We start from the raw sequence: 26,868 nt of genomic DNA on the forward strand, positions 1-26,868 counted from the left end.
TAATGAGTGCTTAATGCGGTTATAAACGCAGCTAATCAATAACCCCGAGCGTTGCGCCATGGCCAAACCCAACTTCAACGACCTGCTCGCCTTCGTCACCGTCGCCCGCAGCGGTAGTTTCACCCGCGCGGCGGTGCAGCTGGGCGTGACGCAGTCGGCAGTGAGCCAGGTAGTCTCGGCGCTTGAAGCGCGTCTGAAAATTCGCCTGCTGACCCGCACCACGCGCAGCGTGTCACTGACGGCGGCGGGCGAACGGCTGTTGCACACCGTGGGCCATCGTTTCGATGAAATCGAAGCCGAGCTGGACGCTCTGAGCGAGTTGCGCGACAAGCCTGCCGGTACGGTACGCATCACTTGCGGCGACAACATCATCAAGACCACCTTGCTGCCGAAGCTGACACCGCTACTGCTGCAATACCCGGACATCAAGGTCGAGTTCGATATCAACTACGGTTTTCGTGACATCGTCGCCGACCGCTTCGATGCCGGTGTGCGCTTCAGCGATACCGTCGCCCAGGACATGATCGCCGTACCGATCGGCCCACCACTGCGAATGGCCGTGGTCGCTTCGCCCAGCTACTTTGCCCAACACCCAGCCCCGCAACATCCGCGCGATCTGACGGCGCACCGCTGCATCGACATCCGTTTTCCGACTTACGACGGTGTCGATGCCTGGGAATTCGAGCGTCAGGGCAAAAAGCTGAAAGTGCGGGTCGATGGCCAGTTGGTATTCAATTCGACTGTGCACATCGCCGACGCAGCTGTGAACGGGTTGGGAATTGCCTACCTGCCCGAAGACGAGTTCGGTGTTCATCTGGGTGAGGGCCGGTTGGTCAGAGTGCTGGAAGACTGGTGCGAACCGTTCGGTGGCTTCCACCTCTACTACCCCAGCCGCCGACAACCGTCGCCGGCGTTTTCACTGGTGGTGGCTGCGTTGCGCGTGGTGAGAGACCCAGCCGTAGTGCAGGAGTGAGCCTGCTCGCGATAGCGTCGGCACACCCAACAGAGCAAGAGCCAGATACACCGCCTTCGCGAGCAGGCTCGCTCCCACAGGGTTTTGCGTCAGATCCGGGAAATCAATCGATTCACAAGTCCACTGTGGGAGCGAGCCTGCTCGCGAAGGCGCCAGACCAGGCACATCATCTCTGCATGCCCCCCGCGCCCCCCTCACAACTTCGGCACGTCGCCGGTAGCCTCGGCAATCGTCGCCAGGGTTTCCTCCATGCTGGCGATGTCTTCATGCAGCTTTTGAAACACCAGATCCATCGACTCGGGGGCGTCGACGGTCTGATGACCACGAAGCGACTCGACGCTACCGCTCTCCACGTGCTGGAGAATGTCGACACTTTCTCGCAGTGCAAACAGCTGATCAAAGATAGCGGCAATCTGCGCCTGGCTCCGGGCGCTCATCGCTTCCCCGGCCTCCAGATCAGCGACCCCCATCCCAGACATGCAATGACCATAATCAGACCCTTCTGAAGAGGCGATGAACGCAGAGAATAACAGGCGGCTCAGCCTTTGGTTTTGCGCGGATCCGCAGCGCGCGGGAAGGTGCGTTCTTCCTGGATCGTGCCGTCCTCTTTATGGATTTTCAGCGAGGCGGTTTTGTCTTGCAGGAATTCGCTGGCGATCTGAGTGATCTCGGCTTTGGTCGAAGCTGTTTTGGACGCACGCTGCGCGCCCTCTTTGACCAGTTCCCAGCGCTGCTGGTTTTTGTTGATGTGGTAGTTATCCATTCCTTCACCTCTGATTGAATGATCAAGACCGGTAATGGATTGACCCTGGCCGCTGCAGAGAGTTTGAAAGAATTGCATCCGGCCTCAATAAGCGAACTCGTGACCCAATTCGCTTTCCATCACGACGGCAAGAGTCTGCGCCTTTGTCTTTACCAGCCCGACCGCACGGTACGGGGAAATAACGTCGCTGCGATCCTGTACATCCACGGGGGAGGTTTTGTCCTCGGCCAACCTGAAATGGCGGACGACTACCTGGCCGATCTGGCCGAAGAACTCGAGGCAATCATCGTCGCCGTCGATTATCGTCTCGCCCCCGAGCACCCCTTCCCCATTCCCCTGGAAGATTGCTACAGCGCCCTTGGCTGGATGGTCGCCCAGCAGCAAACGTTGAACATCGACGCCGGGCAAGTGCACGTCATGGGGCACAGCGCTGGCGGAGGACTGGCGGCGGCGCTGGCGATTCTGGCGCGTGACCGCGGCGAGTATCCCATCGCCAGCCAGGTGCTGATCTATCCAATGCTCGATTACCGCTCCGGCAGCGCAGCCTCGCCTCATGAAAACGGCACGACCGGGATCATTGGTTGGCCGCCCGAGGCCAACCGGTTCTGCTGGCAATGCCTGCGCGCAAATTACCCACTGGATGACCAGCGAATCGGCTGGTTTTCGCCGGCCCTGCAGACAGACTTGAGTGACTTGCCACCCACTTTCCTGGCAGTTGGTGCGCTGGATCTGTTTCTTGAGGAAGACGTTGCATTTGCCATGCGCCTGTCGCGCGCGGGGATTGCGGTAGAGCTGCATGTCTATCCTGGGGCGCCACACATGTTCGATCAGCATACGGGTGACGTCACCGACCAATCAGCACTCGATATCGTTCGATCACTTCGACGATCAATAGCTAGCGTATGAAGTGTTAACGAGCCAGAAAATCGCTGCTGAAACGTAAAACCATCAAGGCTCGAAATTCTTGTACAACTTTTTCCAGGGTCCTGTTCTTTCGGATTAATACCTTCGCGGACAGGCAATTCCGGGACAAGCCAAAGGCTTTGAGCTGCTTGATATCGCATCGCCGTCACCGAGTTGGCTTCAGCTGCAATTCACGTTTCTGGACTTTACGCCCATGGCGGCGATGACACATTTTGTTTCACCCAAACATGCTTGGATCCAACGTTCCGACAAACGGTCGCCTTGGTACTTTCCATTATTTATCAGTTAGATAGCTTTTCGGGATCTTCAACTTTCGATTCCAGCCAAAAATCAGGCAGCTGCAATTCACACTCCCTATCTATGGTTTTAAAACCAACCGTGGACGTCCACCCATGCATTTACAGGGAGTAGTAATGGACAACATCGTCATCGCCGACAAAGCCAATTCTCAGCTCACCGCCCAAAACTGGGGCAATGTTCAGCTTACCCAGCCTTCAGTTGTACAAATTCCAGTCAGGCCCGACCAACTGGCGTCAACCAGCCGGAGCGGTCAGGATTTGATCGTTAACCTGAAGTCCGGCGAGCAAATCAAAATCTCCAATTTCTTCGTCACCAGCCCTGAAGGCGTTCCCAATGACATCGTTTTCCAGGGAGATGACGCCACGCTGTGGCAGGCGCGCTACAACGCCGAGCCGTTCAATGGCTTTACCTTTGACAAAATCAATTCACTGGACGATCTGATTGCCGGTGTCGGCGTGGTGGATGGCGCAACGCCCGCGTGGGCGATTGCCGGGCTCGGCCTGCTGGGCGCAGGCGGTGCGGCGGCCGCTGCGGGCGGGAGCGGCGGTGGTGGCGGCGGCGGTGGAGGCAGCAGCGATACGACACCTCCGTCCCCTGCGACGGGATTGACCTTGTCCGCCGATGGTCGGGTGCTCAGTGGCTTTGGCGAACCCGGCAGTCTGGTGCAAGTACGCGACGCGACGGGTAATCTTTTGGGTTCTGGAACCGTGGGCCCTGACGGCAGTTTCCAGATCGATCTGGGCACGCCTCAAAACAACGGTCAGCCGCTCGACGTCACCCTCACCGACCCAACCGGGAACGTGTCCACACCGGGCTCGGTCACCGCACCGGATACCACTGCGCCGACAGTACCGGCCAATCTGACTGTAAGCCCCGATGGCACCCGACTCAGCGGCACCGGTGAAGCCGGTGCAACCATCCAGGTGCGCGGCGCCGACGGCACCCTGCTCGGCAGCGCCGTCGTGGCGGCGGACGGCACGTTCAGCGTCGCGCTCAGCCCCGCGCAAACCGGCGGTCAGCCGCTGACCGTGAATGCTATCGATGCGGCCGGAAATACCTCCCCTGCCGCCACCACGACTGCGCCGGACATCGTCGAACCGCAGACACCCGGCAACCTTGGCTTGAGCGGCGACGGCAGTCAATTGACAGGCACCGCCCGGGCCGGTACCACCATTGAAGTGCGTGCCGCCAATGGCGACTTGCTCGGCCGCGCGACGGTGGGCGCTGACGGTACCTTCAGCGTCACGCTGAGCCCGGCGCAGGCCAACGGCGAGGTCATCGGCGTCGTGGCGTTGAACAGCGTCGGTGCGCAATCGCCGGCGGTGACATTCAATGCCCCGGACATCACCGGACCCGCCGCTGCGACTGATCTGGCCATCAGCAGCGATGGCCTCACGGTCACCGGCCGCGGCGAGCCTGGCAGTACCGTGCGCGTCACCAATGCCCAAGGCACCCTGCTCGGCACAGCGCTGGTGGCGGCTGATGGCTCGTTTACCGTGCAACTCAACGCAGCGCAAATCGACGGTGAAACCCTGAATGTGCAGCTCACCGACGCAGCCGGCAATCCTTCGCCGGCGGTGACCCTCATTGCGGTCGATCTGGATGGTCTGACTCAGCCGAGCGACATCGTCTTGAGCGTGGATGGCTTACAGATGAAGGGGCGCGGCCAGGTTGGGTCAACCGTCACCGTCCGCGATGCCAATGGCAACCTGCTCGGCTCGGCAATCGTTGCAGCGGACGGCACCTTCACCGTGCAGCTGAGCAGTCCTCAGAATAATGGCGAAACGTTGCAGATCAGTGCGAGCGACGCCGCTGGCAACACCTCTGCCCCGCTGGACTACGTGACGCCTGACACCCAGGGCCCAGCGGCGGTGTCCAACCTCACGCTCGATGGCCAGGGCCAGACGCTGACCGGCAAGGGTGAAATCGGCGCCTCGGTTACCGTGCGCGATGCGGCGGGCAATATCATCGGCACCGCTACCGTCGGTGCCGATGGCAATTTCACTGTCAACCTCAGCACCGCGCAGACAGACGCGCAACAACTGCAGGTCATTCAGACCGACGCTGATGGCAACCCTTCGGCGCCGGTCAATGTGACAGCACCGGATCTGACGACGCCGGTTGCAGTGTCCGATGTGAACATCTCGGCGAACGGCGCGGTGGTCACTGGTGCAGGTCAGGTCGGCGCGACCGTGACGGTCACCGACGCAGGCGGCGTGGTATTGGGCACTGCCGTAGTCGGCAGCAATGGCCGTTTTGAAATCAACCTGTCCACGCCACAAACCAACGGCCAGAACCTCAGCGTCGTGCAGACCGACGGCTCGACCTCGGCCTCTCCGGCAGTGCCGGTCGAGGCACCCGATATTCAGGCGCCCACCGCGCCGTCAGACCTGGCCCTGGATGCAAACGGCACGCAACTGACCGGTAGAGGCGAACCGGGTGCAACGGTGTCGGTCAAGGATCTGGCCGGCAATACCCTTGGCACCGCAATCGTCGACGGCACTGGTGCATTTTCGGTAACACTGAACAGCGCGCAGACCGACGGCCAGAAACTGCAGGTCAGCCAATCGGATGGCGTGAACGTTTCCCCCAGCACGCCATTTACAGCGGCAGACACTACCGCGCCGCTTGCGCCTGACAATGTCGTGCTTGGCAGCAACGGCGTGACCTTGACCGGGACCGGACAAGCCGGCAGCACGGTGACAGTGACCGCCCCTGACGGCACGGTGCTTGGCACTACGGTCGTTGCCAGTGACGGCAGTTTCACCGTCAATCTGAGTCCGGCGCAGCTCGACGGCCAGGTACTGAGTGTCATCCAGACCGATGCGAGCAACCTGCCCTCAACCGCCACCCCGGTCACCGCACCGGACATCACCGCCCCGCCCGCGCCGACCGGTCTGGTCATCGACCCGGCAGGTACCACGCTGACCGGGACGACGCAGCCGAATAACACCGTGCAGGTACTGGATGCCGCCGGCAACGTCATCGGCACCGCAACCGCTGACGGCACTGGCGCGTTCACGGTCAATCTCGATACCGCCCAGACCAATGGCGAAACCCTGCAAGTGGTGGTGTCGGACGGCACCAACGATTCGCTGGCGGGCAGCGTCACCGCACCGGACAGCACCCCTCCGGCAGCGGTCAGCGATCTGGCGATCAACCCCGACGGCACGCAGGTGTCCGGTCTCGCCGAGCCCGGCACCACGGTCACCGTGAGCATCGCCGGTGGCAGTGTTCTGGGCACCGCAACGGCAGGCGCCGATGGCCGCTTCGTCGTCACGCTCTCTCCAGCGGCGGGCACTGGCAGCAGCCTCGAAGTGATCAGCACTGACGGCGGCGGCAACGATTCGCCAGCAGTGCCGCTGGCAGGCCCAGATGGTTCTCAAGTGGCTACGCCGAGCGATCTGGCCTTGAGCGCCGACGGTTTCACCCTGACCGGCGCGGGAACCCCGGGTTGCACGGTGACTGTAACTGGCAGTAATGGCGTGGTACTCGGCTCGGGGCTGATCAACAGCTTCGGGCGTTTCACCTTGTTACTCAGCGCCAAGCAGATCAATGCGCAGGTATTGCAAGTCACCGCCACCAGTCCCGACGGTGATGTTTCGGTTCCTGGCACTGTGACCGCTGCCGATGGCACGCCGCCGGACGCCGTGACCAACCTGGTGCTGAATGCCAATGGCACCGCGCTGACCGGCCGAGGCGAGGCCGGCGCGACGGTCACCGTGACTGACAGCAGCGGTACTGTGCTGGGTAGCGCACTGGTCGCCAGCAATGGCAGCTTCAGCCTTACGCTGACGCCGGCGCAGCTCAACGGCCAGGCACTCACCGCCATTCAGCGCGATGCCGCCGGCAACCTGTCGCAGCCTGCCAGCGTCATCGCCGCAGATTTGCAGCCGCCCGCCGCCGCGACCGGCGTCACCATCAATGACGTCGGCACTGTGGTCAAAGGTCAGGGCGAAGCCGGCAGCACCGTGACGGTTCGCGATGCTGCCGGCACTGTGCTGGCTACTGGCCTGGTCGATCAGAGCGGCAACTTCCAGGTCACCCTGCCCAACGCACAGAACACCGGGCAAACGTTGCAGGTCACGCTGACCGATGCGAACGGCAATACATCGACGTCGACAGGCGTGAACACCGTGGACGCCACACCGCCAGCCGCGGTGCAGAATCCGCTGATCAGCGCCGATGGCAGCACGCTTAGCGGCACCGGTGAAGCCGGGGCGACAGTGACTGTCACCAACGCCAGCGGCACTGTGCTGGGTAGCGCCGTGGTCGGTGCCGACGGTACGTTCAGCGTGACCCTGGCGCCCGCACCCACCAATGGCGAGGCGTTGGCGATCAGCCAGACTGACCCTGCCGGCAATGTGTCGCCGTCGACCAGCGTCAATGCGCCCGACATCAGCCCACCGGCGGCACTGACGCAAGTCGCGGTGAATGCTGACGGCGTAACCGTCACCGGCCACGGCGAGCCCGGTGCCACGGTGTCGGTGCGCAGCGCTGACGGCACGTTGCTGGGCACGGCGCAGGTCGGCAGCGGCGGTGCGTTCAGCGTGACGCTGAACACACCACAACTGAATGCCCAGGTGTTGACCGTTACTCAGGAAGATCCGCCGGGCAACGTCTCCACCGCTGTTGAAGCGATCGCGGTGGACTTGACCGCGCCAGCCATTCCAAGCGCTTTGAACCTCAACGCGGCAGGCGTGCAGCTGACCGGCAACGCCGAGGCCGGTAGCACGGTGACCGTACGCGACAGCCAGGGCAATGTCCTCGGTACCACCACGGCCGCCGCAAACGGCACTTTCCAGATCACCCTCAACAGCCCGCAAGTCAACGGCCAGGCGTTGAACGTGACGGCGACTGACGCGGCGGGCAATCCGTCCGCCCCGGCCACCGTCAATGCCGCCGACACCACAGCGCCACTGGCGGCGAGCAATCTGGCGATCAGCGCCAGCGGTGCCACATTGACCGGTACCGGCGAAGTCGGCGCCAGTGTCGAAGTTCGGGACGCCGGCGGTAATCTGTTGGGTACCGCCACCGTCGGCACCAACGGCAACTTCAGCCTCACGCTGTCGCCTGCGGTAGTCGCCGGATCTACCCTCTCGGTGCTGCAGGTCGATGCCGCCGGTAACACCGGGCCGGCGACGCCGGTGACCGCACCGGGCAATCTGGCGGAAAGCGCGCCGACCAATCTGGCCCTCAGTGTCGACGGCTTGACCCTAACCGGGTCGGCCACCGCTGGCAGCACCGTGAGCATTCGCAATGCGTCGGGCGTGCTGCTCGGCAGTGCGCTCGTCGCGGCCAACGGTACCTTCAGCGTGACGCTCAATGCCGCGCAACTCAACGGCGAGCAACTGTCTGCCGTGGCGACATCGAGCACCGGCATCAACTCGTCCCCGACTGACTACACCGCCGCTGACGTTGCCGCGCCAACGCCACTCAGTGAACTGAGCCTGGCACCCAACGGCAGCACTTTGACCGGGCGCGGTGAGGCCGGCGCCACGGTAACCGTGCTCGGCACTGGCGGGGTTGCCCTCGGCAGCGCGGTAGTCGCGGCCAACGGCACTTTCAGTGTCACCCTCAGCCCGGCGCAAACCTCGGGCCAGACCCTGAGCCTGAGTCAGGCCGACACCGCCGGCAACGAGTCCAGCAGCGTCAACCTGATCGCGCCGGATCTGGTCGCGCCCAATCCGCCAGCGGCGCTGGCCGTCAGCACGGACGGCACAGTGTTGTCCGGTACCGGTGAGGCCGGCACCACGGTCAACGTCTACAACGCTGCCGGCACGCTGGTCGGCACCGGCACCGTGAGCATCGATGGCACTTTCGCGATCAACCTTACCGCGCCGCAAGCCAACGGCCAGGCCCTGACCGTGTCGCTGACGGATGCCGCCGGCAACACCTCGGCGGCCACACCATTCACCTCGGTGGACAGCACGCCGACCGCGGCCGTGTCGCAATTGAGCATTGGCGGTGACGGCGCGACCCTCACCGGACGCGGCGAACCTGGCGCTCAGGTTCGGGTGATCGACAGCGACGGCAATGTACTCGGTACCGCCGTCGTCAGCCCGACCGGTACCTTCACGCTGACCCTGACTCCGGCGCTGACCAATGCCGAAGTGATCACCGTGGTGCAAGCCGACGCTGCGGGCAACGACTCCGCTGCGGTGAACCTGACAACCCCCGACTTCACTCCGCCGGATCCACTGGCCAACGTCGCCATCAATGCCTCCGGCGCGCTGGTCACCGGTACCGGCGAACCTGGCGCCACCGTGACCGTGCGCGATGCCAACGGCACCTTGCTCGGCACCAGTGTGGTGCTCGGCGACGGCACCTTCAGCGTCACCCTCAATCCACCACAGATCAATGAACAGATCCTCAGCGTGCAACAGGCCGACCCACCCGGTAACGTCAGTGCTCCGGTGGCGGTCACTGCACCGGATCTGACCCCGCCCGCGACGCCGGTCGATCTGTTGCTCAATGCCGACGGTGACCTGCTCACCGGTACCGGCGAAGTCGGCGCCAGCGTCCGCGTGACGGCCGCCGATGGCACCGAGCTGGGCACGGGCACGGTGGGTAGCGACGGGCGCTTCCAGATCACCCTGACCCCGGCGCAAACCAATGGCCAAGCGCTGTTCGTGGTGCTCGCCGATACGGTTGGCAACGCCTCGCCTGCGGGCACGTTGACTGCACCTGACAGCACCCCGCCGGCGGCGCTGACCGATGTCGAAATCGATGCCAGCGGCAGCCTTGTCACCGGCTCCGGCGCGGCCGGTTCGCAAGTGATCGTCACCAATGCCCTCGGCACCATCGTCGGCACCGGCATCGTCGCTGCCGATGGCAGTTTCAGCGTGACCCTCGATCAGCCGCTGCTCAACGGTGAAGCCTTGTCGGTGATCCAGCGCGACGCGGCGGGCAATCCCTCGCCTGTAGTGCCCATTACTGCGCCGGATATCACCCTGCCGGCCGCGCCCGCAGGCCTCGCGCTGACGCCCGACGGGCTGACCCTGACCGGCACCGGTGAAGCCGGCGCCACCGTACGCGTGCTTAGCGCGACCGGGACGGTGCTGGGCTCGGCAACAGTGGCCGCCAATGGCACATTCAGCGTGACCCTCAATCCGCCGCAAGTGAACGGTGAGCTGTTGAGCGTCAATCAGACCGATCTGGCGTCAAACATCTCGCCAGCAGCGCCCGTGCAAGCGGGCGATAGCACCGATCCGCTGGAGGTCGCCGACCTCACTGTCAGCCAGGACGGCTTGACCGTGACCGGCACTGGCGAGCCCGGGGCAACCGTCACCGTGCGTGACGGCGCCTTGGTGCTCGGCACGGCGACAGTCGCGGCAGACGGCAGCTTCAGCGTCACCCTGTCAGCCGCGCAACTCGACGGCCGGACGCTGTCCGTGGTTCAGGCCGATGCGCAAAACAACCTCTCCGAGCCGGTACTCGTCGACGCGCCGGACAGCACCGCACCGATTGCGCCGACAGTCACCTCGTTGACCGGCGCAGGCACGCTGCTCGCGGGCACCGCCGAAGCGGGCAGCACCGTGACGGTGTTGTCTGCCAACGGCACATTGCTGGGTACGACCGTTACGGCGAGTAATGGCACCTACACCGTCACGCTCAATCCGGCCCAGGCCAACGGCCAGCTGTTGACGGTGATCGCCACGGACGAGGCGCAGAACGCATCGCCGGCGCTGCTCTACCCGGCGCCGGATATCACCGCGCCGGATGCCGTCACCGGGCTTACCATCAGCGGCGACCTGACCCAGCTCGCCGGGCGTGGCGAAGCCGGCGCGACGGTCGAAGTGACCGACGCGTTGGGCAATGTCGTCGGCAGTGGCACGGTCGCGGCCAACGGTACGTTCCTGATTGATCTGGCCCCAGGCATCACCGCCGGCCAGGTGCTGACGGTGAACCAGACCGACGGGGCTACCAACGTGTCGGCAGACGCAAGCCTGACGGTTCCGGCGGTTCCCGCACCGGACGCACCAGCCAATCTGCTGCTCAGCGCCGATGGCCTGACGCTGACCGGCACGGCGGCAATCGGCACTACCATCAACGTCTACGGTGCGAACAACGCGCTGATCGGCACTGCCGTCACCGGCGCCGATGGCACATTCAGTGTGGTGCTGACGCCTGCGCAAACCAATGGCCAGACCCTGGAGGTCACCGCCAATACCGCGTTGGGTGGCGCTTCGCTGCCGAGTGAAATCATCGCGGGGGACACCTCGGCGCCGGCGCCACTGAGCGATCTGCTCGTCAATGCCAATGGCACAGTGGTGACCGGTCGCGGTGAAGTCGGCGCATCGGTCACCATCACCGGCGCTGGCGGCGCAATTCTCGGCAATGCGGTGGTCGGCGCCAATGGCACGTTCAGCGCGCAGCTCAATACGCCGCAGGTGAACGGTCAATTGCTTAACGCTGTGCAAACCGACGCGGCCAATAACACGTCGCCAGGTCTTAACGTCACCGCGCCTGACATCACTGCCCCGGCGGCACCGACAGCGCTGGTGCTGAGCGGCGCGGGTCTGGTGCTCGGCGGGCTCGGTGAAGCCGGCGCCACCGTCACTGTGCGCGGTGCGGGTGGCGCGGTACTGGGTACGGCGACCGTAGCTGGCAACGGTAGCTTCTCGGTGACCTTGTCGTCGGCACAACTCAACGGCCAACAGTTGAGCGTCACGCAGAGTGATGCGGCGGGCAATATTTCGCCGCCCGCCAATCTCACCGTCGCCGACACCACGGCGCCGGCACCGTTGGCCAATGTCGCGTTGAACGGTACCGGGCTGGCAGTCAGCGGCACGGGCGAAGCCGGTGCCACCGTCAGCGTGACCAACGCCGCCGGCACCGTACTGGGCACCGCGGTGGTCAATGCTGGCGGCACCTTCACCGTGCAGCTGTCCAGCGCACAGCTCAACGGGCAACAGCTCAACGTTCAACAGGCGGATCCGGCGGGCAATCTGTCGCCGGTGTTCAACCTGATAGCAAGCGATGTGCAGGCACCGATCGCAGCCAGCGGTCTGGCCCTGGCTGCCAATGGCCTGACCTTGAGCGGCGTCGGCGAAGCGGGGGCGACGGTCAATGTGTATGGCCCGGGCGGCGCGCTGCTCGGCACCACTACCGTGGGCAGTGGCGGCACGTTCAGCTTCAACCTCAATACCGCGCAACTGGACGGCCAACTGTTGACCGTGCGTCTGGTCGACCCGGCCGGCAACCTGTCGCCCAACGCCAGCGTGACAGCACCAGACGTCACCGCACCCGGCGCACCGACTGCTGTCAGCGTCAATGGCAGCGGCACGTTGCTCACCGGTATCGGTGTGCCCGGTTCGACCATCAGCGTGCGCGGCGTCGGCGGTGTGGTGCTCGGCACCGCGACCGTTGCCGCCAATGGCAGCTTCTCGGTGGTGCTGGCCTCGGCGCAAATCAACAGCCAGGTGCTCAGCGTCACTCAGGCGGATCCGAGCGGCAACGTTTCGCTCGCGGTGACCGCCACGGCACCGGACCTGACGCCGCCTGCCGCCGCCACGGCGCTGCTGGTCGGTGCCGACGGTCTGACCGTCACGGGTACCGGTGAGGCGGGAGCAACCGTCACCATCAAGTCGGCCACCGGCAGCGTTTTGGGCACCGGCACCGTCAATAACCTCGGGGTGTTCACCATTGCCCTGAGCAGCGCGCAGATCAACGGCGAAAAACTCACCGTCAATCTCACCGACGCTCGCGGCAACGTCTCCGTCGCAGCCAACGTCACTGCGCCGGATGTCGACGTCAACGCGCCAGTGATTGCCAGCGACAACCTCGCCGTCGGCACCGTTACCCTCACCCCGGCCACCGCGTCGCAGACGTTCAACGACTCGTTCACCACGCTGCTGTCCGGTTTCTCGAAAACCTTCACCTTCACGGTGGCCAGCGGGACGCGTCTTGACCCGACGCTGACGCTGACCACCGGCAGCCTGATTTCGCTGATCGACGGCGTGGTCTATACCCTGCAAGTGAAGGATGCCAGCGGCAACTGGGTCACCCTGGATGTCAATGGCAGCGGTGGCCTGCTCGACCTGATCGCCCTGACCGGCCAGGGCGTGCGGGTCGACATCGGCAATCTGCTGTCAGGCGACTACCGCCTGACGGTGTCGAGCACTGGCATCGGCGTACTGACCACGGTCAACACGCAGTTGCAACTGGACGTCAGCAGCCTCACGCAATTCAACGGCGTCGCCGGGCCGGCCGTGACCGGCAACGTCATCACCAACGTCGGCGTCGATGGCACGGTCGACCAGACCGGCCCGGACAACGGTGCACAATTGCAGATCTTCAAGAACGGCGCCTGGGTCAGCGCCGGTGCCGGCACCACCGTGCAGGGTCTGTACGGCACGCTGACCATCGATGCCAACGGCAACTACAGCTACAAGCCCAACGGCAGTGTTGGCAGCGTCGGCAAGGTCGACGTGTTCAACTACCAACTGGTACACCCGAACGGCTTGAGCGACACCGCCAATCTGTATGTGCGCATCGACAGCCCGCAAGCCACCGAAGTCTGGAATGACGCCAACCTCGGCAGCCCCGCGCTGCTGGTTGACGCCACGCCGGACGTCGCCTCGACCGACATCACCCTGGTCAACCGCGAAGTCACCACCAACTCCAATCTCGGCACCTTCAACGTGCTGCTGGGCGGCGGCAGTGGCAACTACAACACCGTGGTCGCGACCAATACCGTCAGCGACCTGACCGTGGTGGTCAATTCGAGCAACCTGCTGACGCTCCTGGGTTCGATGACGGTGGGCCTGTACAAACTCAACACCGCCACCAACCAGTACGTGCTGGTCAAGAGCTACGGCGGTAACGCATTGGTCAATCTTGGTGGTGGCAACTACGGGATCAAGTTCGACGACCAGACCGCCGGCAGCTATCAGGTCCGGGTGGCGGTAGGCGGCGTCGGTCTGCTCACCAGCGTCAACACCAGCCTGATCAACGTGGCGTCCTACACCAACCAGTTTGTGGTCGGCAGCTACACGCCGGTGTCGGGCAATCTGCTCACCGACACCGCAGGTGGCGGCGCCGATGTGCTGGGCTCGGTGTACACCTTGCTCAGTGTGCTGGTCGCCGGCAATTACGTGGCGCCGGGTTACAACGGCGTCTCGTTGGTCGGCAACTACGGAACACTGCTGGTGCAGGCCAACGGCAACTACACCTACACGCTCAAGGCCGGACTGACCGATGCGGTGATTGGACAGGAAGACACCTTTACCTACCAACTGACCCACCCCAACGGCACCGTCGACACCGCCACCCTGACCATCGACCTGAACAAGGCCGGCGCTTTCGCCAGCACCGCGTTCTCGGCCCTGGCCAGCGATGACCTCGGTATGGCGCACGCCGCAGGCAGTGAATTGATTCAGGGCACCGAAGGCAACGACACCCTGGACGGTTCGCACGGTGGCGCGATCACGCTGCAAGGCGGCGCCGGCGACGACACGCTGATCATTGCCGACCAGCAGTTCACCTCGGTCGATGGCGGCAGCGGCACCGACACCCTGCTCTGGGCCGGCGGCGACGTGTCGATCAACCTCGGCGATCTGCAGAGCAAAATCCACAACGTCGAAATCCTCGACCTCAACCATTCCAGTGCGGTAGCGCTGACGCTGAACCTCGGCGATCTGCTGGCGATCACGTCGGCTGACAACAACACCCTGCTGATCAAGGGTGACAGCAAGGACAGCGTGCACATGACCGATGGCTGGACGGTGGACGGCACGCAACAGGCCGACGGCGTCGACTATGTTCAATACACGGCACAGGAGGATCCGAGCCACCACTTGTGGGTGCAGAACGGCATTCAAGTGGTTTGAAACACGACATCAGCAACGTCCGTCTCTCAACAGTAAGGGAAGTCTGTGGAGTCAGTTTTTCGCAAGCAATGGCCGATGGTCCTGTTGACCATCGGCCTCTACCCCGCTTTCACCGTCGGCGTTCGCGCCGACGATAACCTCGACAGCAGCTTGCGCAGCATCAGCCCGTCGCAACTGCAACAACCGGCAGGCAACGACAGCCGTTCGCGGCTCGCCGCTACAGCCAAGGTTTCCGCCGATACGGATGCACTGGGTCTGGAACAAGCGGTCAGGCTGGCCGTAGCCTGGCACCCGCGTATCGGCGAGGCCATCGGCACTCTTTTTCAGCAAGGCGAAGGCGTCAATGTCGCCGAATCCGGCTATTACCCGCAGGTCACCGGCGGCATCAAGGGTGGCTATACCAGCGGTTACGGCAGCGATGCCGGCAGCCAGTCGGTGAACATTTCCCTCAAGCAGATGCTGTATGACTTCGGCAAGGTCGCAAGTTCCGTCGACGCTGCCCGCGCTCGGGTGGCGCGCAGTCAGGCCGGGATTTTGCTGGCCATCGACGACATCGCCCGCGACACCGCCAAGGCTTATATCGAAGTGCAGCGCTATCAGCGTCTGCTCGAGGTCGCCCGCGAGCAGATTCAAGGCATCGGCGGCATCGTCGACTTGGCCAGGCAGCGCAGCGACATGGGCGCCAGCACTCGTTCCGATATGGTCCAGGCGCAGTCACGGGCCGAAGGCGCAACGGCGACGTTGCAGGAATTCAAGGCGCAATACGCGCGTTGGCAGGCGACCCTGACCAGCCTGCTCGGACGCCGCACGCCGCCGGCGGTCAGCGCTGCCTCTGCGCCAACGCTCAGTCAGGCCTGCGACGCTTCGCGAATCTCCGACGCCCTGCCCGCTGTTCTGCAAGCCGCCGCGCAACGCACCCAGGCCCAGGCCGAACTGGCTCAGGCCAAGGCCGAAGCCTACCCGACCCTGTCGCTGCAACCGTCGGTCAATCAATACCTGGACAACAATTACGACGAGCAGAACTCAAGGGCCGATCGCACCCAGGTCGGGATCTTCCTTAACCTCGAAGTGCCGATCTATCAGGGCGGCGCCATCAGTGCGCGCAGCCGCGCCGCCGGCCATGCGCTGACCGCAGCGGATTCGGCTGAAGACTTTGCCCGCCTGCAAGCGCGTCAGGGTCTGGCTGAAGCCCAGGCGCAAACGTCGGGCCTGAACCGTCGGCTGCGTTCGCTGGAATCTCGCCAGAGCAGCATCACCGAGGCGCGAATGTTGTATGGCCGCCAGTACCTGGAACTGGGCACCCGGCCGCTGCTGGATTTGCTCAACGCCGAGCAGGAAATCCACCAGTCGCGCTTCGATCTGGTCAACACCGAGGCCGATCTGCAACGCCTGCAGATCGACTGCTTCTACAACAGCGGTGCGATACGCCGGGTGTTCGGCATCGACCACAGCGCCATCCAGAATGTCGAGATCCTGCCATGACCGATGCCAGCATCACTATCCCTGAACCCGTGGTTGCCGAGGCGCGAGAAGATTATTCGCCGTGGCTGGAAGCGGTGCTCAAAGTCGCGCGGCACTATCGCCTCGACGTCTCCCCGGAAAGCGTGCGCCTGGCCTCGGTGCACAGTGAAGGCCGGGTCGAAGAAGTGGTTCGGCACATGGCGCGTCAGGCCGGACTCAGCGTCAAATTCGCGGTGTTCGACAACAAGAGTCTGAGCCGCTGGCGCACGCCGCTGGTGGTGCAACTGCGCGACGGTCAGGTCGGGGTGCTTGAAAGCATTGGCGAGACTGGCGAGCTGGGCATCTGCTTCAGTGGCGATCAGGGTCTGCAAAGTCGCATGGACGCGTCGGCCCTCGCCGAGCAAGCCTCGCGCACGGTGATCCTGCGCCCGACGCAACCGGTAGCCGACGTGCGCACCAACGACTACATCAAACCCTACGACGAACACTGGTTCAGGCGCATCGTGCTCACCGACCTGCGTCCTTACAGCCAAGTCATGATCGCATCGTTGGTAGCCAATCTGCTGGGCATGGCCGGGGTACTGTTTTCGATGCAGGTGTATGACCGGGTGATCCCGGCCGAGTCGCTGCCGACCCTGTATGTGTTGTTTGGCGGCGTGATGCTGGCGCTGCTGTTCGATTTCGTCATGCGCATTCTGCGTCTGCGCATCACCGACGTGCTGGGCAAGCGCGCCGACCTGCGCGTCTCCGATCTGGTGTTCGGCCACGCTTTGCGCCTGCGCAATTGCGCCCGGCCGAAATCAACCGGTTCATTCATTTCGCAGCTGCGCGAACTGGAGCAGATCCGCGACCTGATCACCTCCAGCACCGCCACGGCACTGGCGGACATGCCGTTTTTTCTGCTGTTTCTGCTGGTGTTCTATTTGATCGGTGGGCCGCTGGTGTTGATTCCACTGGTGGCGTTGGTGTTCATGTTGCTCCCCGGGATCATCGCCCAACCGCGTCTGGCCCGACTCGCCAACGCCTCGATGCGCGAAGCGGCGCTGCGCAACGCCATGCTGGTGGAAAGCGTACAGGGCCTCGACGACATCAAGGCGCTGCAGGCCGAGCAGCGCTTCCAGCAACAGTGGAACCAATACAACGCGGCCTCGGCGGACAGCAGCCTGCGTTTGCGCACCCTGACCAACAGCCTGGTGGCGTGGACGCAGAATGTGCAAGGCGGGGTCTTTGCGGTGGTGATCGTATTCGGCGCGCCGATGGTGATTGCCGGCGACCTGACCACCGGCAGCCTGGTCGCGGCGTCGATTCTGTCGTCGCGGATGATGGGGCCGATGGCGCAACTGACCCACGTGCTCACCCGGTGGCAGCAGGCCAAGGTCGCGCTCGAAGGCTTGAACCGGATCATGCAAATGCCGGTGGATCACCCCGAAGGCAGTCAGCGCGTGCACTTGCCGGCGATTCGCGGCGACTACCGCCTGCGTCAGGCCAGTTTCCGCTACAGCGAAGAATCTGCCCCGGCGCTCAACAGCATCGACCTGACCATTCGCCCCGGCGAGCGCATCGCCCTGCTCGGCCGCAACGGCGCCGGCAAGTCGACGTTGCTGCAGGCGCTGGGCGGTGCGATGGATCTGAGCAGCGGGGAAACCACGCTGGACGGCATCGCCCTCGCCCACCTGGATCCGGCCGACCTGCGCCGCGATGTCGGCCTGCTGTCACAACAGGCGCGGCTGTTTCACGGCACCCTGCGCGACAACATCACCCTCGGCGCCGGGCAGGCCAGCGATCAGGAAATCATTGCCGCGTTGAACGTCACTGGTGCGCTGGATTTTGTCCGTCAGTTGCCCAAAGGCATGGATCATCTGGTGCTCGAAGGTGGTTTGGGTCTGTCCGGTGGTCAGCGTCAGAGCCTGTTGCTGTCGCGACTGTTGATCCGCCAGCCGCAGGTGCTGTTGCTCGACGAGCCGACGGCAGCGCTCGATGACGTCACCGAGCGTTTGCTGCTGGAAAAACTCGCGACCTGGACCCAGGGCCGCACGCTGGTGGTCGCCACGCACCGGGTCAGCGTATTGCAACTGGTCGAGCGGATCATCGTCCTCGACAACGGGCGCATCGTGATTGACGACCATCGCGATGCAGCGCTCGCGCGGTTGCGCGCACCGGGCAAAGGAGTGGCGGTATGAGAGCGATGACGACCAACATAGCGGACCCGATGTCCTACCTCGACGGGCGCGATGAGCGTGCCATTGCCGGCGGTGCGCGGGTGATTTGGGGCTGTGCGCTGATGCTCGCCTGTTTCGTCGCATGGGCGGCGTGGTTTGAGATTGTCGAAGTCTCGACCGGCACCGGCAAAGTGGTGCCCAGCTCTCGCGAGCAAGTGATTCAGTCGATGGAGGGTGGCATTCTTGAGCAGCTCAATGTCACCGAAGGCGCCTTGGTCGAACGCGGCCAGATCCTCGCGCAACTGGACCCGGTGAAGAACCAGTCCAACGTCGGCGAAAGCGCGGCCAAGTACCGTGCGGCGCTGGCCAGCGTCAATCGCCTGCAGGCCGAGGTCAGCGAAAAGCCGCTGACGTTCGACGCGTCGCTGCAAGAGTTTCCCGATTTGATCCGCGCCGAAACCGAGCTCTACCAGACCCGCCGCAAAGGTCTGGCGGAAACCCTCGACGGTATTCAGAGCTCGCTGAAACTGGTGCGCAGTGAACTGGCGATCACCGAAAACCTGGCGAAGATCGGCGCGTCGAGCCGGGTCGAAGTGCTGCGTCTGACTCGCCAGCGCTCGGAGCTGGAACTCAAGGCCACCGAAGCCCGCTCCGACTACATGGTGCGTGCCCGCGAAGACCTGGCCAAGGCCAACGCCGAAGCGCAGATGCTTGAAGCGGTGATTCGTGGCCGCACCGATTCGCTGTCGCGCCTGACCCTGCGCTCGCCGGTGCGCGGCATCGTCAAAGACATCGAGGTCAGCACGATTGGCGGCGTCATTGCGCCCAACGGCCAGGTCATGCAGATCGTACCGCTCGATGAACAACTGCTGATCGAGACGCGTATCTCGCCGCGCGATATCGCCTTCATCCATCCGGGCCAAGCGGCGAAAGTCAAAATCACCGCCTATGACTATTCGATCTACGGCAGCCTCGACGGCGAAGTGGTGACGATCTCGCCGGACACTATCCAGGACGAAGCCAAGCCGGAAATCTTCTACTACCGCGTGTTCATCCGCACCTACTCGGATGAACTGCGCAACAAGGCCGGCAAACGCTTCGCCATCGTGCCCGGAATGATCGCCACGGTGGACATTCGTACCGGCGAAAAAACCGTGCTGGACTACCTGATCAAACCGCTCAACCGCGCCCGCGAAGCGTTGCGCGAACGTTGATCAGCGACTGGCCAGCTTGGTCGCTGGCGGCGCCGTCGGGGTAATACTTGCCTGATAGCGCGCCCACTCGCGATTGATCTCCGCGTACGGCAGGAAAATGCTTACGCGCGGTTGATCAAGCAGGTCCGGGCGCTTGAGGCGGCTGACGTCATCACGGGTGAGGAACGCCACGTTGATGCCAACCACTTTGCCATCAGCGGAAAACACCGGGCCACCGGACATGCCCTTGGCCAGTGCGCCATTGTGGGTGCCGTAAAGCACGTTGCCCTCTTTGACGTCGAGGCGAACCATGGCCGGCAAGGCCTGGCCGGTGCCCTTGACCGACATGTACAGCGAGTTGAAGCCCACCGAGGTCAGTTCTTCGCCAGGCTTGTAGCCGCGCCACGCCGGCACACTAGTGGCCTTGTGGCGGAAGAACTGCGCATCTGCCTGCCCCTGGAAAACCGTGCCTGACAGATACGGAATGTGCTTCACCGTGACGGCGAAATCTTCATTCCATTGCACAGCCGAGCCCATCAGCACGTAGGGCAAAGGCGCGCCGGAGTGAACGATAAAGGCTTGGTCTAGAACAGGATCCTGAACAAAAGCGACTGGCATTCCATTGCACCCGCTGAGCAGCAACGACGCTGCAACAAGTGACTTGAGGGGGCGCATTTTCGGCACATCATGAGGTGAGGAAAGGTGCTGCAATATGTCATTGCGCCATCACCTAAGCAATAGGCTTAGACTACCGCTGGTCGGTGAGCGATATATTTGATTAATGATTGGATCCAACGACTGGAATGGGACGATGGCCGCCATCGTCCCTTTTCGCAGGTCAGATCTGCGCTTGTCCACCGTCAACGAACAGCTCAATACCATTGACGAAGCTGGCATCGTCCGAGGCGAGGAACAGCGCAGCAGCGGCGATTTCCGCCGGCTCGCCGACGCGGCCCATTGGCACTTGCGAGGCCAGATAATCGAGCAAACCCTGCTGTTGGGCCGCGTCCGGGCCGGCCAGATCAACCAGACCCGGGGTTTTGGTCGCGCCTGGGCTGAGGGTGTTGACGCGCACGTTGCGGTCTTTCAAATCAACGATCCAGCTGCGGGCGAAAGCCCTGACCGCAGCCTTCGACGCGGAGTACACGCTGAACGCCGCCGTGCCCGAACTGCCCGCCGTCGAACCGGTAAGAATTACCGAAGCGCCTTTGGCCAGCAGCGGCAAAGCTTTCTGCACGGTGAACAGCACGCCTTTGACGTTGCGCTCGAAGGTGTCGTCATAGTGCGCCTCGGTGATATCGCCCAGCGGCAACATCGAGCCACCGCCGGCGTTGGCGAAGAGCACGTCGAGGCGGCCCTTCTCGGCGCCGATCTGCGCGTATAAAGCGTCGAGTTGTTCGAGTTTCGTCGAGTCAACCTGAACACCTGTGGCGTTGCCGACCAGCGCAACGGCGGCGTCCAGTTCCGCCTGACGACGGCCGGTGATGTAAACGTAAGCGCCTTCTTCGGCGAAGCGTTTGGCGGTGGCCAGGCCAATGCCGGTGGTGCCGCCGGTGACCAGTGCGATTTTGCCTTGAAGTTTGCCAGTCATGAGATTTCTCCAGAACGTTGAAAGTGCTAATCGGGTTGGGTCGGGATCTGGGAAAAAGCATATCGACGCTCCCGACCTTTCAAAATAGAATTGTCTGAAACTCATCGTTGCAGAATTGAAATGAGCAAACTGCCGGATTTTGAAGGATTGGCCATGTTCGCCAAGGTCGCGGAGGAAGGCTCGTTCGCCTCCGCAGCGCGGGTGATGGGCGTATCGGTACCTACTGTGTCGCGTGCCGTGGCGCGCCTGGAGGAACGTTTGGGCGGTCGCCTGTTCAACCGCACTTCGCGGCAATTGGCGCTGACTGAATTCGGTTCGAGCATGGCCGCCAGAGCCGGGGACATTTATCGACAGGCCGAAGAGGTCGAGAGCGAAGCCCAGGATCTTTCGGTGCAGCCACGCGGGCAGGTTCGGCTCGCGGTGCCGATGGCCTTCGGGCTGCGCTGGGTCGCGCCGTTGTTGCCGAAATTGCTGCGCCAGTATCCGGAACTGTTCGTTGATCTGCATTTGCATGACGCCTCGGTCGACCTGATCGCCGAAGGTTTCGATGCCGCACTGCGTATCGCTGCCCTCCCCGACTCGTCGCTGGTCGCTCGCCGGTTGTGTGCGGTGAGTCAACTGCTGGTGGCGTCCCCCGGCTACCTTGAAGCCCACGGTCGCCCCACTCATCCGGGTGATCTGGCAACGCGCTCGTGCCTCAGCTACGCCTACCGCGCGCGCACGCAAGTCTGGCGCTTCACCCATCACAGCGGCGTTGAGGAAGATGTGGTGCCCAAGGGGCCGCTGCGGGTGACCAACTCCGACGCGCTGCTGCCGGTGCTGCTGGAGGGCCTGGCCATAGCCGAATTGCCGGAGTTCATTGCCAGCGAATACCTGGCTGACGGGCGACTGGAGGTATTGTTGCCCGAGTGGCACATGACTCGCGGCGGGTTGTATTTCATGACGCCGTCGGCACGCAGTCGGCCGGCGAAGATCAGGGCGCTGTCCGACTTTTTCGCAGAGCATCTGTCCGAGCCCGTGTGGCGCTGTGATCCGAGCCACGGCTGATACTCGCTCATGTGAACGTTCGTCGGTGCGCTTGGCGAGCGCACGGGCGATCTGCAGAGTGCGTGCTAGGGTGTCTAGCCAAAGCCCGTTTCAATTCAGCAAATAATGAGGAGGATTCATGCCACTTCATCCCATTCTGTTCATGGGCGGCTCCGGCGCCATCGGCCACCAGACGGCTCGCGCATTGCGCGCGGCCCATCCCGACGTTCCGCTGTTGATCGGTGGACGAGACCTCGACAAAGCGCAGCAAGCCGCTGAGCAAATCGGCAACGCTCAGGGTGTCGCCATCGATACTCGCGCCGAGGACTTGGGCCTGGGTGATCGCCCGGTCAGCGCCATCGCGCTTTTTTACATGGACCACGCCCTCGCCGGGCTGCGCTTGGCGCAAGAGCGCAGGGTGCCGCACCTGAGCATTTCATCCGGCGTTTTCGAAATTGCTCCGCAAATCGCCAGCTTCATTCAACGCCCCGACGCAGCGCCCATCGTTCTCGGTTATGAATGGATGGTCGGTGCGACCACCGTCGCCACACTGCACGTTGCCAAGGCATTTGCCCGCGTGCACGAAATTCGCCTCCACGCCCTGGTCGACGAACAGGACGGTGGCGGGCCGACAGTGGCCGCCGATTTCGAACACCTGAACAAGATGCTGCCCGCCGCGCTGACCCGGCGCGGTGGTGAATTCATGTGGCGTGAAGGCGACGACGCCAAAGTGAGCTTTCGCGCCGTGGACGGCACGCCCCTGCAGGGGGCCGGCTTTTCCTCCATCGACGTGACTGGCCTGGCCGCCGCAACCGACGCCCCGAACGTTGAGTTCAATCTTGCCAGCGGCGTCAGCTCGACCCGCCGTCAGGGCCAGCCGATGTCGACGGAGATACTGATCGAACTCGAAGGCACGGATCACCAAGGGCATCCGTTACGCACACGCCACGCCGTGGTACACCGCTCAGGTGCTGCCGCTTTGACGGGGCTGAGTGTGGCCATGTTGCTGGAGCGACTGATCGGGCTGGATGGGCAGCCACCTACTCGGCCGGGGCTTTATTTTCCGTATCAGTTGCTGGAGGCGCAGGTGTTTCTGCGACGGTTGCAGGAGGACGGTGGTGAGTTGATCGAACTGAGCGTGTGAGCCTTCTGGACAAAGGCTGGTCAATTTTGCCCGAGCGCCCGTACGACGCGCTCCACGATTGCCAGACAGCTCGTCAACCCCGGAGATTCGATGCCGAACAGATTAACCAGCCCCGGCACTCCATGCTCCGAGGGGCCACTGATGACAAAGTCCGCCGCCGGCTCGTGTACGGCGTTGATTTTCGGGCGGATGCCGCTATAGGCGGGTTCCAGGCTGCCATCGGGCAGGCCGGGCCAATAGCGCCGAATCGCCTGATAGAAATCCTCGGCCCGCTGAGGATCCACGCGGTAATCAACGTGATCGATCCACTCGACATCCGGCCCGAATCGCGCCTGCCCCCCGAGGTCAAGCGTCATGTGCACGCCAAGACCCGCGGCTTCGGGCGCGGGATAGATCAGATGGCGAAAGGGTAGCCGACCGCTGAAGCTGAAGTAGCTGCCTTTGCACAACCTCGCCAGCGGTACATGTCGTGGTGACAGACCAGCGATATGGCCCGCAAACTGTGGCGCAGACAAGCCCGCACAGTTGATCAGCTCGCCACAGCTGACGTTCATGGGTTGCGCGCCGCCGATCTGCAACTCGAAACCTTGCGGGCGGCGACAGGCCGATTCGAACGGCGTGTTAAAGGCAAACGAGGTGCCCGCCGCCTCGGCGTCTGCTTGAAGGGCAAGCATCAAGGCATGGGAATCGACAATGGCGGTGGAAGGCGACCAGAGTGCCGCGACACATGACAACTCAGGCTCCAGTTCCAGCGCCTGCCGGGCGCTGAGCAGTTGCAGGTCGCTGACGCCGTTGCGCCGTCCCTGCTGCCATAACCGCTGCAATGCCCCGCACTGCGCGTCCTCGGTTGCGACGATAAGTTTGCCCAGACGCTGGCACGTTACTGCGTGCGCTTCACAAAAGGCATAAAGGCGATGCCTGCCGTCGACGCACATTTGCGCCTTCAAGCTGCCAGCGGGGTAGTAGATACCGGCGTGAATGACTTCTGAATTGCGCGAACTGATGCCCGTTCCGATGCGCTCACCCGCCTCCACCACAATCACTTCACGGCCGCTCAAAGCCAGCGCCCGGGCGACAGCCAGCCCGAGCACTCCTGCGCCAATCACCACACATTCGATATCGACGCTCACCGCCCCACCGTGCGTTCGAATTGCTTGATCAGCATGACGATTTTTTCCACGTCGCCATCCGACAAATGATGGTGGCAAGGAAGTGTGAGCATTTGCCGGGACAGACGTTCGGTTGTGGGCAACACGATGCGCGGCTGACTGCTCAACCATGCCTTCTGCCAATGAATGGGCACCGGATAATGAATGGCTGCTTGCACATCGTGCTCTGCCAGATATGTCTGCAGCTCGTCACGGCGCGTGGATTGCACGACATAGTGATAGTAGGCATTTCCCGGTCTGCCGCCCCCCAGGTCGATGCCCGTGCGGGTTGTCGACAGGGCGTCATCATAGAATGCAGCGATTTCCACGCGTCGCTTCAGCCAATGATCCAGATACTTCGCTTTGATGTTGAGTGCCGCTGCCTGCAACGAGTCGAGTCTGGAATTGATGCCGAAGCGGATCGATTCGTTACGGGTCTCCAAGCCGTGATTGCGTGCAATCCGCGCATGCTCGGCAATTCTCGGATCGCGAGTCACCAGCATCCCGCCATCACCCAGGCCACCGAGCGTCTTCAAAGGATGCATGGAAAACGCTGACGCATCAGCGCAAGTTCCAACTTGCCGGCCATCGATCGTGGTGCCGATCGCCTGGGCGCAATCCTCGATCACGGCAACCCCGCGCGAGCGGCACAGGTCGATGATTGCGTCGATATCCAGAGGGCGTCCGCGCAGATAGACAGGAATGACAGCTTTGGTCCGATCATTCACCAGTGGCGCAATCGTTTCGACGCTCAAGAGTTCATCGTCACCCACATCTGCCAGGATCGGCCGGGCCCCGACAGCAACAATGGCTCCGACAGTGGCAACGAAGGTATTGGCGCAGGTGATCACCTCGTCACCGGGGCCGATATCGAGCGCGCGCAATGCCAGAAACAGCGCATCCGTGCCTGAATTGAGGGCAACGGCGTGCGCGCCGCCACAGCGATCCGACATCCATGACTCGAATGCCAGAACCTGATCGCCGAGAATGAACTCGCCCGATTGCAACAGCTCCCGCCAACGCTCAAAGATCTCATCAGAGAGATCCTGAGCCTGTTCCTGTACGTTATTGCACTTGATCATTACGCGCACTCCCTGGCATGAACATGATGGACGTCAGGACGATCAGCAGTGTGCCAACCGCACTGATGACGGCAGTCAACGAAAGTGTCTGGGAGTAGCCGATCATCCCGCCGACTACGCCGCTGCCCAGATAAATGAAGGGGTGCACACCGCTGGTAACAAAGGTATCCACTGCCACGACTTTGCCCAGATCCTTTTCGGGCGACAGTGTCTGCATGGCGGTTGCCCAGCCGGTGAGCCAGGACGCTTCGACGATACCGACGAACGTTGCCCCTAGAATAGCCATCCATGCCGCCGTCCCCAGCCCGAGCAGCGCCATCGCTCCGGCCAGGAACAACCCGCATACCACCGCAAGTCCCACCAGGCGTTCGTGCCCCGAGGCCAGCACGGTGATAACCGAACCGAGACAAGCGCCGAACCCCGATGCTGCCAGGCAATATCCCCACATTTCTTCGCTGAAACGAAGACTGATCGCGTAGGGTGCAACGACCAGAAAAATCGGAAAACACAGCACGTTCACCACCAGCGTCGCCGCAAACCCCAGCACCAGCGTGGCGTTGTGGGTGACCACGGTGATGCCCTTGAACGCCTCGCGCAGGGAGAACTCTTCTTCGGATTCATGACGGCCGACATTCGGTAACTGAGCGGTGTAGATCGCCGCGCCGAAGAAGGTCAATCCATCGATCAGTATCCCCCAGACCGGATCCCACAAGATGATGAACACGCCCAACGTCGCCGGGAACAGAATGGCGACCAGGTTATCGATGAAGTTCATCGCGCCGTTGCCCGCCACCAGCGCTTTTTTGGGCAGCAGGCTCACCAGCAGCACCTGAGCGCATGGCCGGGAAACGCCGATGCCGATGCCGAAAATCAGATAGGCCAGCACCAGCCAGCCCCATGACGCACCGGTCAGAAGCAGCGCGACGGCCGCAAGCTGCGCCATGCCTCGCGCCGTATCGGTGTAGATGAGCACCTGTCGAGGCGACTTGCGATCGGCCAGCATCCCCCCGGCCAAAGCCCCGATGACGGTTCCGGCTCCGACTGCAGCCATGATGAAGCCAAACACATCACCACCAAAACCGTCCCGTATCAGCGCTATGGGCAGCGCCGCCAGACAGATGGCGTCGCCGGCCATCGACAGGCCCTGGCCGATAAGCAACTTGCGAAAAGGCAGGACTTGCAGCGCATCGTTATAGGGGGATAAACGTTCTTTGATAGAAATCATCGGTGCCCCTCCTTGAGGCAAATATATCCATCCTGGCCGCGCTCG

Annotated in this window: 15 protein-coding genes; 8 read left to right on the top strand and 7 right to left on the bottom strand. The window is 63.0% G+C overall.

From position 1 onward, the window contains the following. The first annotated feature begins 58 nt into the window (after nucleotides 1–58). The gene (locus VNV36_RS12800; protein WP_325718076.1) at nucleotides 59–973 is read left to right on the top strand and encodes a LysR family transcriptional regulator; all 915 of its coding nucleotides are present in this window, start codon (nucleotides 59–61) and stop codon (nucleotides 971–973) included. 194 nt (nucleotides 974–1,167) lie between these two features. On the opposite strand, the gene VNV36_RS12805 is transcribed toward VNV36_RS12800, so the two are convergent. Together VNV36_RS12805 and VNV36_RS12810 are read right to left on the bottom strand one after the other, a co-directional pair. Then, on the bottom strand, nucleotides 1,168–1,410 hold the full coding sequence (locus tag VNV36_RS12805) for a hypothetical protein (RefSeq protein ID WP_325718077.1): 243 nt from the start codon (nucleotides 1,408–1,410) through the stop codon (nucleotides 1,168–1,170). Between the two features lie 101 nt (nucleotides 1,411–1,511). Next, the gene (locus tag VNV36_RS12810) at nucleotides 1,512–1,736 is read right to left on the bottom strand and encodes a DUF2188 domain-containing protein (protein WP_253501027.1); all 225 of its coding nucleotides are present in this window, start codon (nucleotides 1,734–1,736) and stop codon (nucleotides 1,512–1,514) included. A gap of 18 nt (nucleotides 1,737–1,754) precedes the next feature. Here VNV36_RS12810 and VNV36_RS12815 point away from each other — a divergent pair, with 18 nt between their 5' ends. The 5 genes from VNV36_RS12815 to VNV36_RS12835 all read left to right on the top strand — a co-directional run bounded on the left by VNV36_RS12815 (nucleotide 1,755) and on the right by VNV36_RS12835 (nucleotide 19,628). Continuing rightward, nucleotides 1,755–2,642: an alpha/beta hydrolase gene (locus tag VNV36_RS12815; protein ID WP_325718078.1), complete on the top strand. Its 888-nt coding sequence runs from the start codon at nucleotides 1,755–1,757 to the stop codon at nucleotides 2,640–2,642. 431 nt (nucleotides 2,643–3,073) lie between these two features. Next, nucleotides 3,074–14,794 (top strand): BapA/Bap/LapF family large adhesin, encoded by an 11,721-nt coding sequence (locus VNV36_RS12820; protein WP_325718079.1) that lies wholly within the window; start codon nucleotides 3,074–3,076, stop codon nucleotides 14,792–14,794. Nucleotides 14,795–14,869: 75 nt separating this feature from the next. Then, nucleotides 14,870–16,276 (top strand): TolC family outer membrane protein, encoded by a 1,407-nt coding sequence (locus VNV36_RS12825; RefSeq protein WP_325718080.1) that lies wholly within the window; start codon nucleotides 14,870–14,872, stop codon nucleotides 16,274–16,276. Continuing rightward, complete coding sequence (locus tag VNV36_RS12830; RefSeq protein ID WP_325718081.1) at nucleotides 16,273–18,435, top strand: type I secretion system permease/ATPase; 2,163 nt, start codon at nucleotides 16,273–16,275, stop codon at nucleotides 18,433–18,435. The genes VNV36_RS12825 and VNV36_RS12830 overlap by 4 nt, the downstream gene beginning before the upstream one ends. Nucleotides 18,436–18,440: 5 nt before the next feature. Continuing rightward, entirely contained in the window at nucleotides 18,441–19,628 is a 1,188-nt protein-coding gene (locus VNV36_RS12835; protein WP_414705514.1) for an HlyD family type I secretion periplasmic adaptor subunit, read from the top strand. Here the strand turns inward: VNV36_RS12835 and VNV36_RS12840 are convergent, their stop codons facing one another. Then, entirely contained in the window at nucleotides 19,629–20,225 is a 597-nt protein-coding gene (locus VNV36_RS12840; RefSeq protein WP_325718082.1) for a trypsin-like peptidase domain-containing protein, read from the bottom strand. Nucleotides 20,226–20,445: 220 nt separating this feature from the next. Further along, complete coding sequence (locus tag VNV36_RS12845; protein ID WP_325718083.1) at nucleotides 20,446–21,198, bottom strand: SDR family NAD(P)-dependent oxidoreductase; 753 nt, start codon at nucleotides 21,196–21,198, stop codon at nucleotides 20,446–20,448. A 120-nt stretch (nucleotides 21,199–21,318) separates the two neighbouring features. Between VNV36_RS12845 and VNV36_RS12850 the strand changes: the two genes are divergently transcribed. Further along, nucleotides 21,319–22,245: a LysR family transcriptional regulator gene (locus VNV36_RS12850; protein WP_325718084.1), complete on the top strand. Its 927-nt coding sequence runs from the start codon at nucleotides 21,319–21,321 to the stop codon at nucleotides 22,243–22,245. Between the two features lie 118 nt (nucleotides 22,246–22,363). Then, nucleotides 22,364–23,368, top strand: a complete 1,005-nt coding sequence (locus tag VNV36_RS12855) for an SDR family oxidoreductase (protein WP_325718085.1) — start codon at nucleotides 22,364–22,366, stop codon at nucleotides 23,366–23,368. A 20-nt stretch (nucleotides 23,369–23,388) separates the two neighbouring features. Here VNV36_RS12855 and VNV36_RS12860 read toward each other — a convergent pair whose 3' ends face one another. Genes VNV36_RS12860 through VNV36_RS12870 form a run of 3 tightly spaced genes read right to left on the bottom strand, consistent with a single transcriptional unit; the run spans nucleotide 23,389 to nucleotide 26,823 of the window. After that, nucleotides 23,389–24,498, bottom strand: a complete 1,110-nt coding sequence (locus tag VNV36_RS12860) for an NAD(P)/FAD-dependent oxidoreductase (RefSeq protein WP_325718086.1) — start codon at nucleotides 24,496–24,498, stop codon at nucleotides 23,389–23,391. Beyond that, nucleotides 24,495–25,598: a DegT/DnrJ/EryC1/StrS family aminotransferase gene (locus VNV36_RS12865; RefSeq protein ID WP_325718087.1), complete on the bottom strand. Its 1,104-nt coding sequence runs from the start codon at nucleotides 25,596–25,598 to the stop codon at nucleotides 24,495–24,497. Before VNV36_RS12865 ends, VNV36_RS12860 begins: the two co-directional genes overlap by 4 nt. Next, nucleotides 25,582–26,823 carry an MFS transporter gene (locus VNV36_RS12870; RefSeq protein ID WP_325718088.1) on the bottom strand — a complete coding sequence of 414 codons (1,242 nt, stop codon included), beginning with the start codon at nucleotides 26,821–26,823 and terminating at the stop codon, nucleotides 25,582–25,584. Before VNV36_RS12870 ends, VNV36_RS12865 begins: the two co-directional genes overlap by 17 nt. Between the last annotated feature and the right edge of the window lie 45 nt (nucleotides 26,824–26,868).

The organism is Pseudomonas sp., assembly GCF_035554175.1.
In the GTDB taxonomy this organism is placed as follows: Bacteria; Pseudomonadota; Gammaproteobacteria; order Pseudomonadales; family Pseudomonadaceae; genus Aquipseudomonas.

What these genes read in the sequence shown, in the direction of transcription:
- VNV36_RS12865 (WP_325718087.1), bottom strand. Translation starts at nt 25,598, where the DNA reads ATGATCAAGTGCAATAACGTACAGGAACAGGCTCAGGATCTCTCTGAT.
- VNV36_RS12840 (WP_325718082.1), bottom strand. Translation starts at nt 20,225, where the DNA reads ATGCCAGTCGCTTTTGTTCAGGATCCTGTTCTAGACCAAGCCTTTATC.
- VNV36_RS12810 (WP_253501027.1), bottom strand. Translation starts at nt 1,736, where the DNA reads ATGGATAACTACCACATCAACAAAAACCAGCAGCGCTGGGAACTGGTC.
- VNV36_RS12820 (WP_325718079.1), top strand. Translation starts at nt 3,074, where the DNA reads ATGGACAACATCGTCATCGCCGACAAAGCCAATTCTCAGCTCACCGCC.
- VNV36_RS12845 (WP_325718083.1), bottom strand. Translation starts at nt 21,198, where the DNA reads ATGACTGGCAAACTTCAAGGCAAAATCGCACTGGTCACCGGCGGCACC.
- VNV36_RS12855 (WP_325718085.1), top strand. Translation starts at nt 22,364, where the DNA reads ATGCCACTTCATCCCATTCTGTTCATGGGCGGCTCCGGCGCCATCGGC.
- VNV36_RS12805 (WP_325718077.1), bottom strand. Translation starts at nt 1,410, where the DNA reads ATGAGCGCCCGGAGCCAGGCGCAGATTGCCGCTATCTTTGATCAGCTG.
- VNV36_RS12850 (WP_325718084.1), top strand. Translation starts at nt 21,319, where the DNA reads ATGAGCAAACTGCCGGATTTTGAAGGATTGGCCATGTTCGCCAAGGTC.
- VNV36_RS12830 (WP_325718081.1), top strand. Translation starts at nt 16,273, where the DNA reads ATGACCGATGCCAGCATCACTATCCCTGAACCCGTGGTTGCCGAGGCG.
- VNV36_RS12870 (WP_325718088.1), bottom strand. Translation starts at nt 26,823, where the DNA reads ATGATTTCTATCAAAGAACGTTTATCCCCCTATAACGATGCGCTGCAA.
- VNV36_RS12800 (WP_325718076.1), top strand. Translation starts at nt 59, where the DNA reads ATGGCCAAACCCAACTTCAACGACCTGCTCGCCTTCGTCACCGTCGCC.
- VNV36_RS12825 (WP_325718080.1), top strand. Translation starts at nt 14,870, where the DNA reads ATGGTCCTGTTGACCATCGGCCTCTACCCCGCTTTCACCGTCGGCGTT.
- VNV36_RS12835 (WP_414705514.1), top strand. Translation starts at nt 18,441, where the DNA reads ATGACGACCAACATAGCGGACCCGATGTCCTACCTCGACGGGCGCGAT.
- VNV36_RS12815 (WP_325718078.1), top strand. Translation starts at nt 1,755, where the DNA reads ATGATCAAGACCGGTAATGGATTGACCCTGGCCGCTGCAGAGAGTTTG.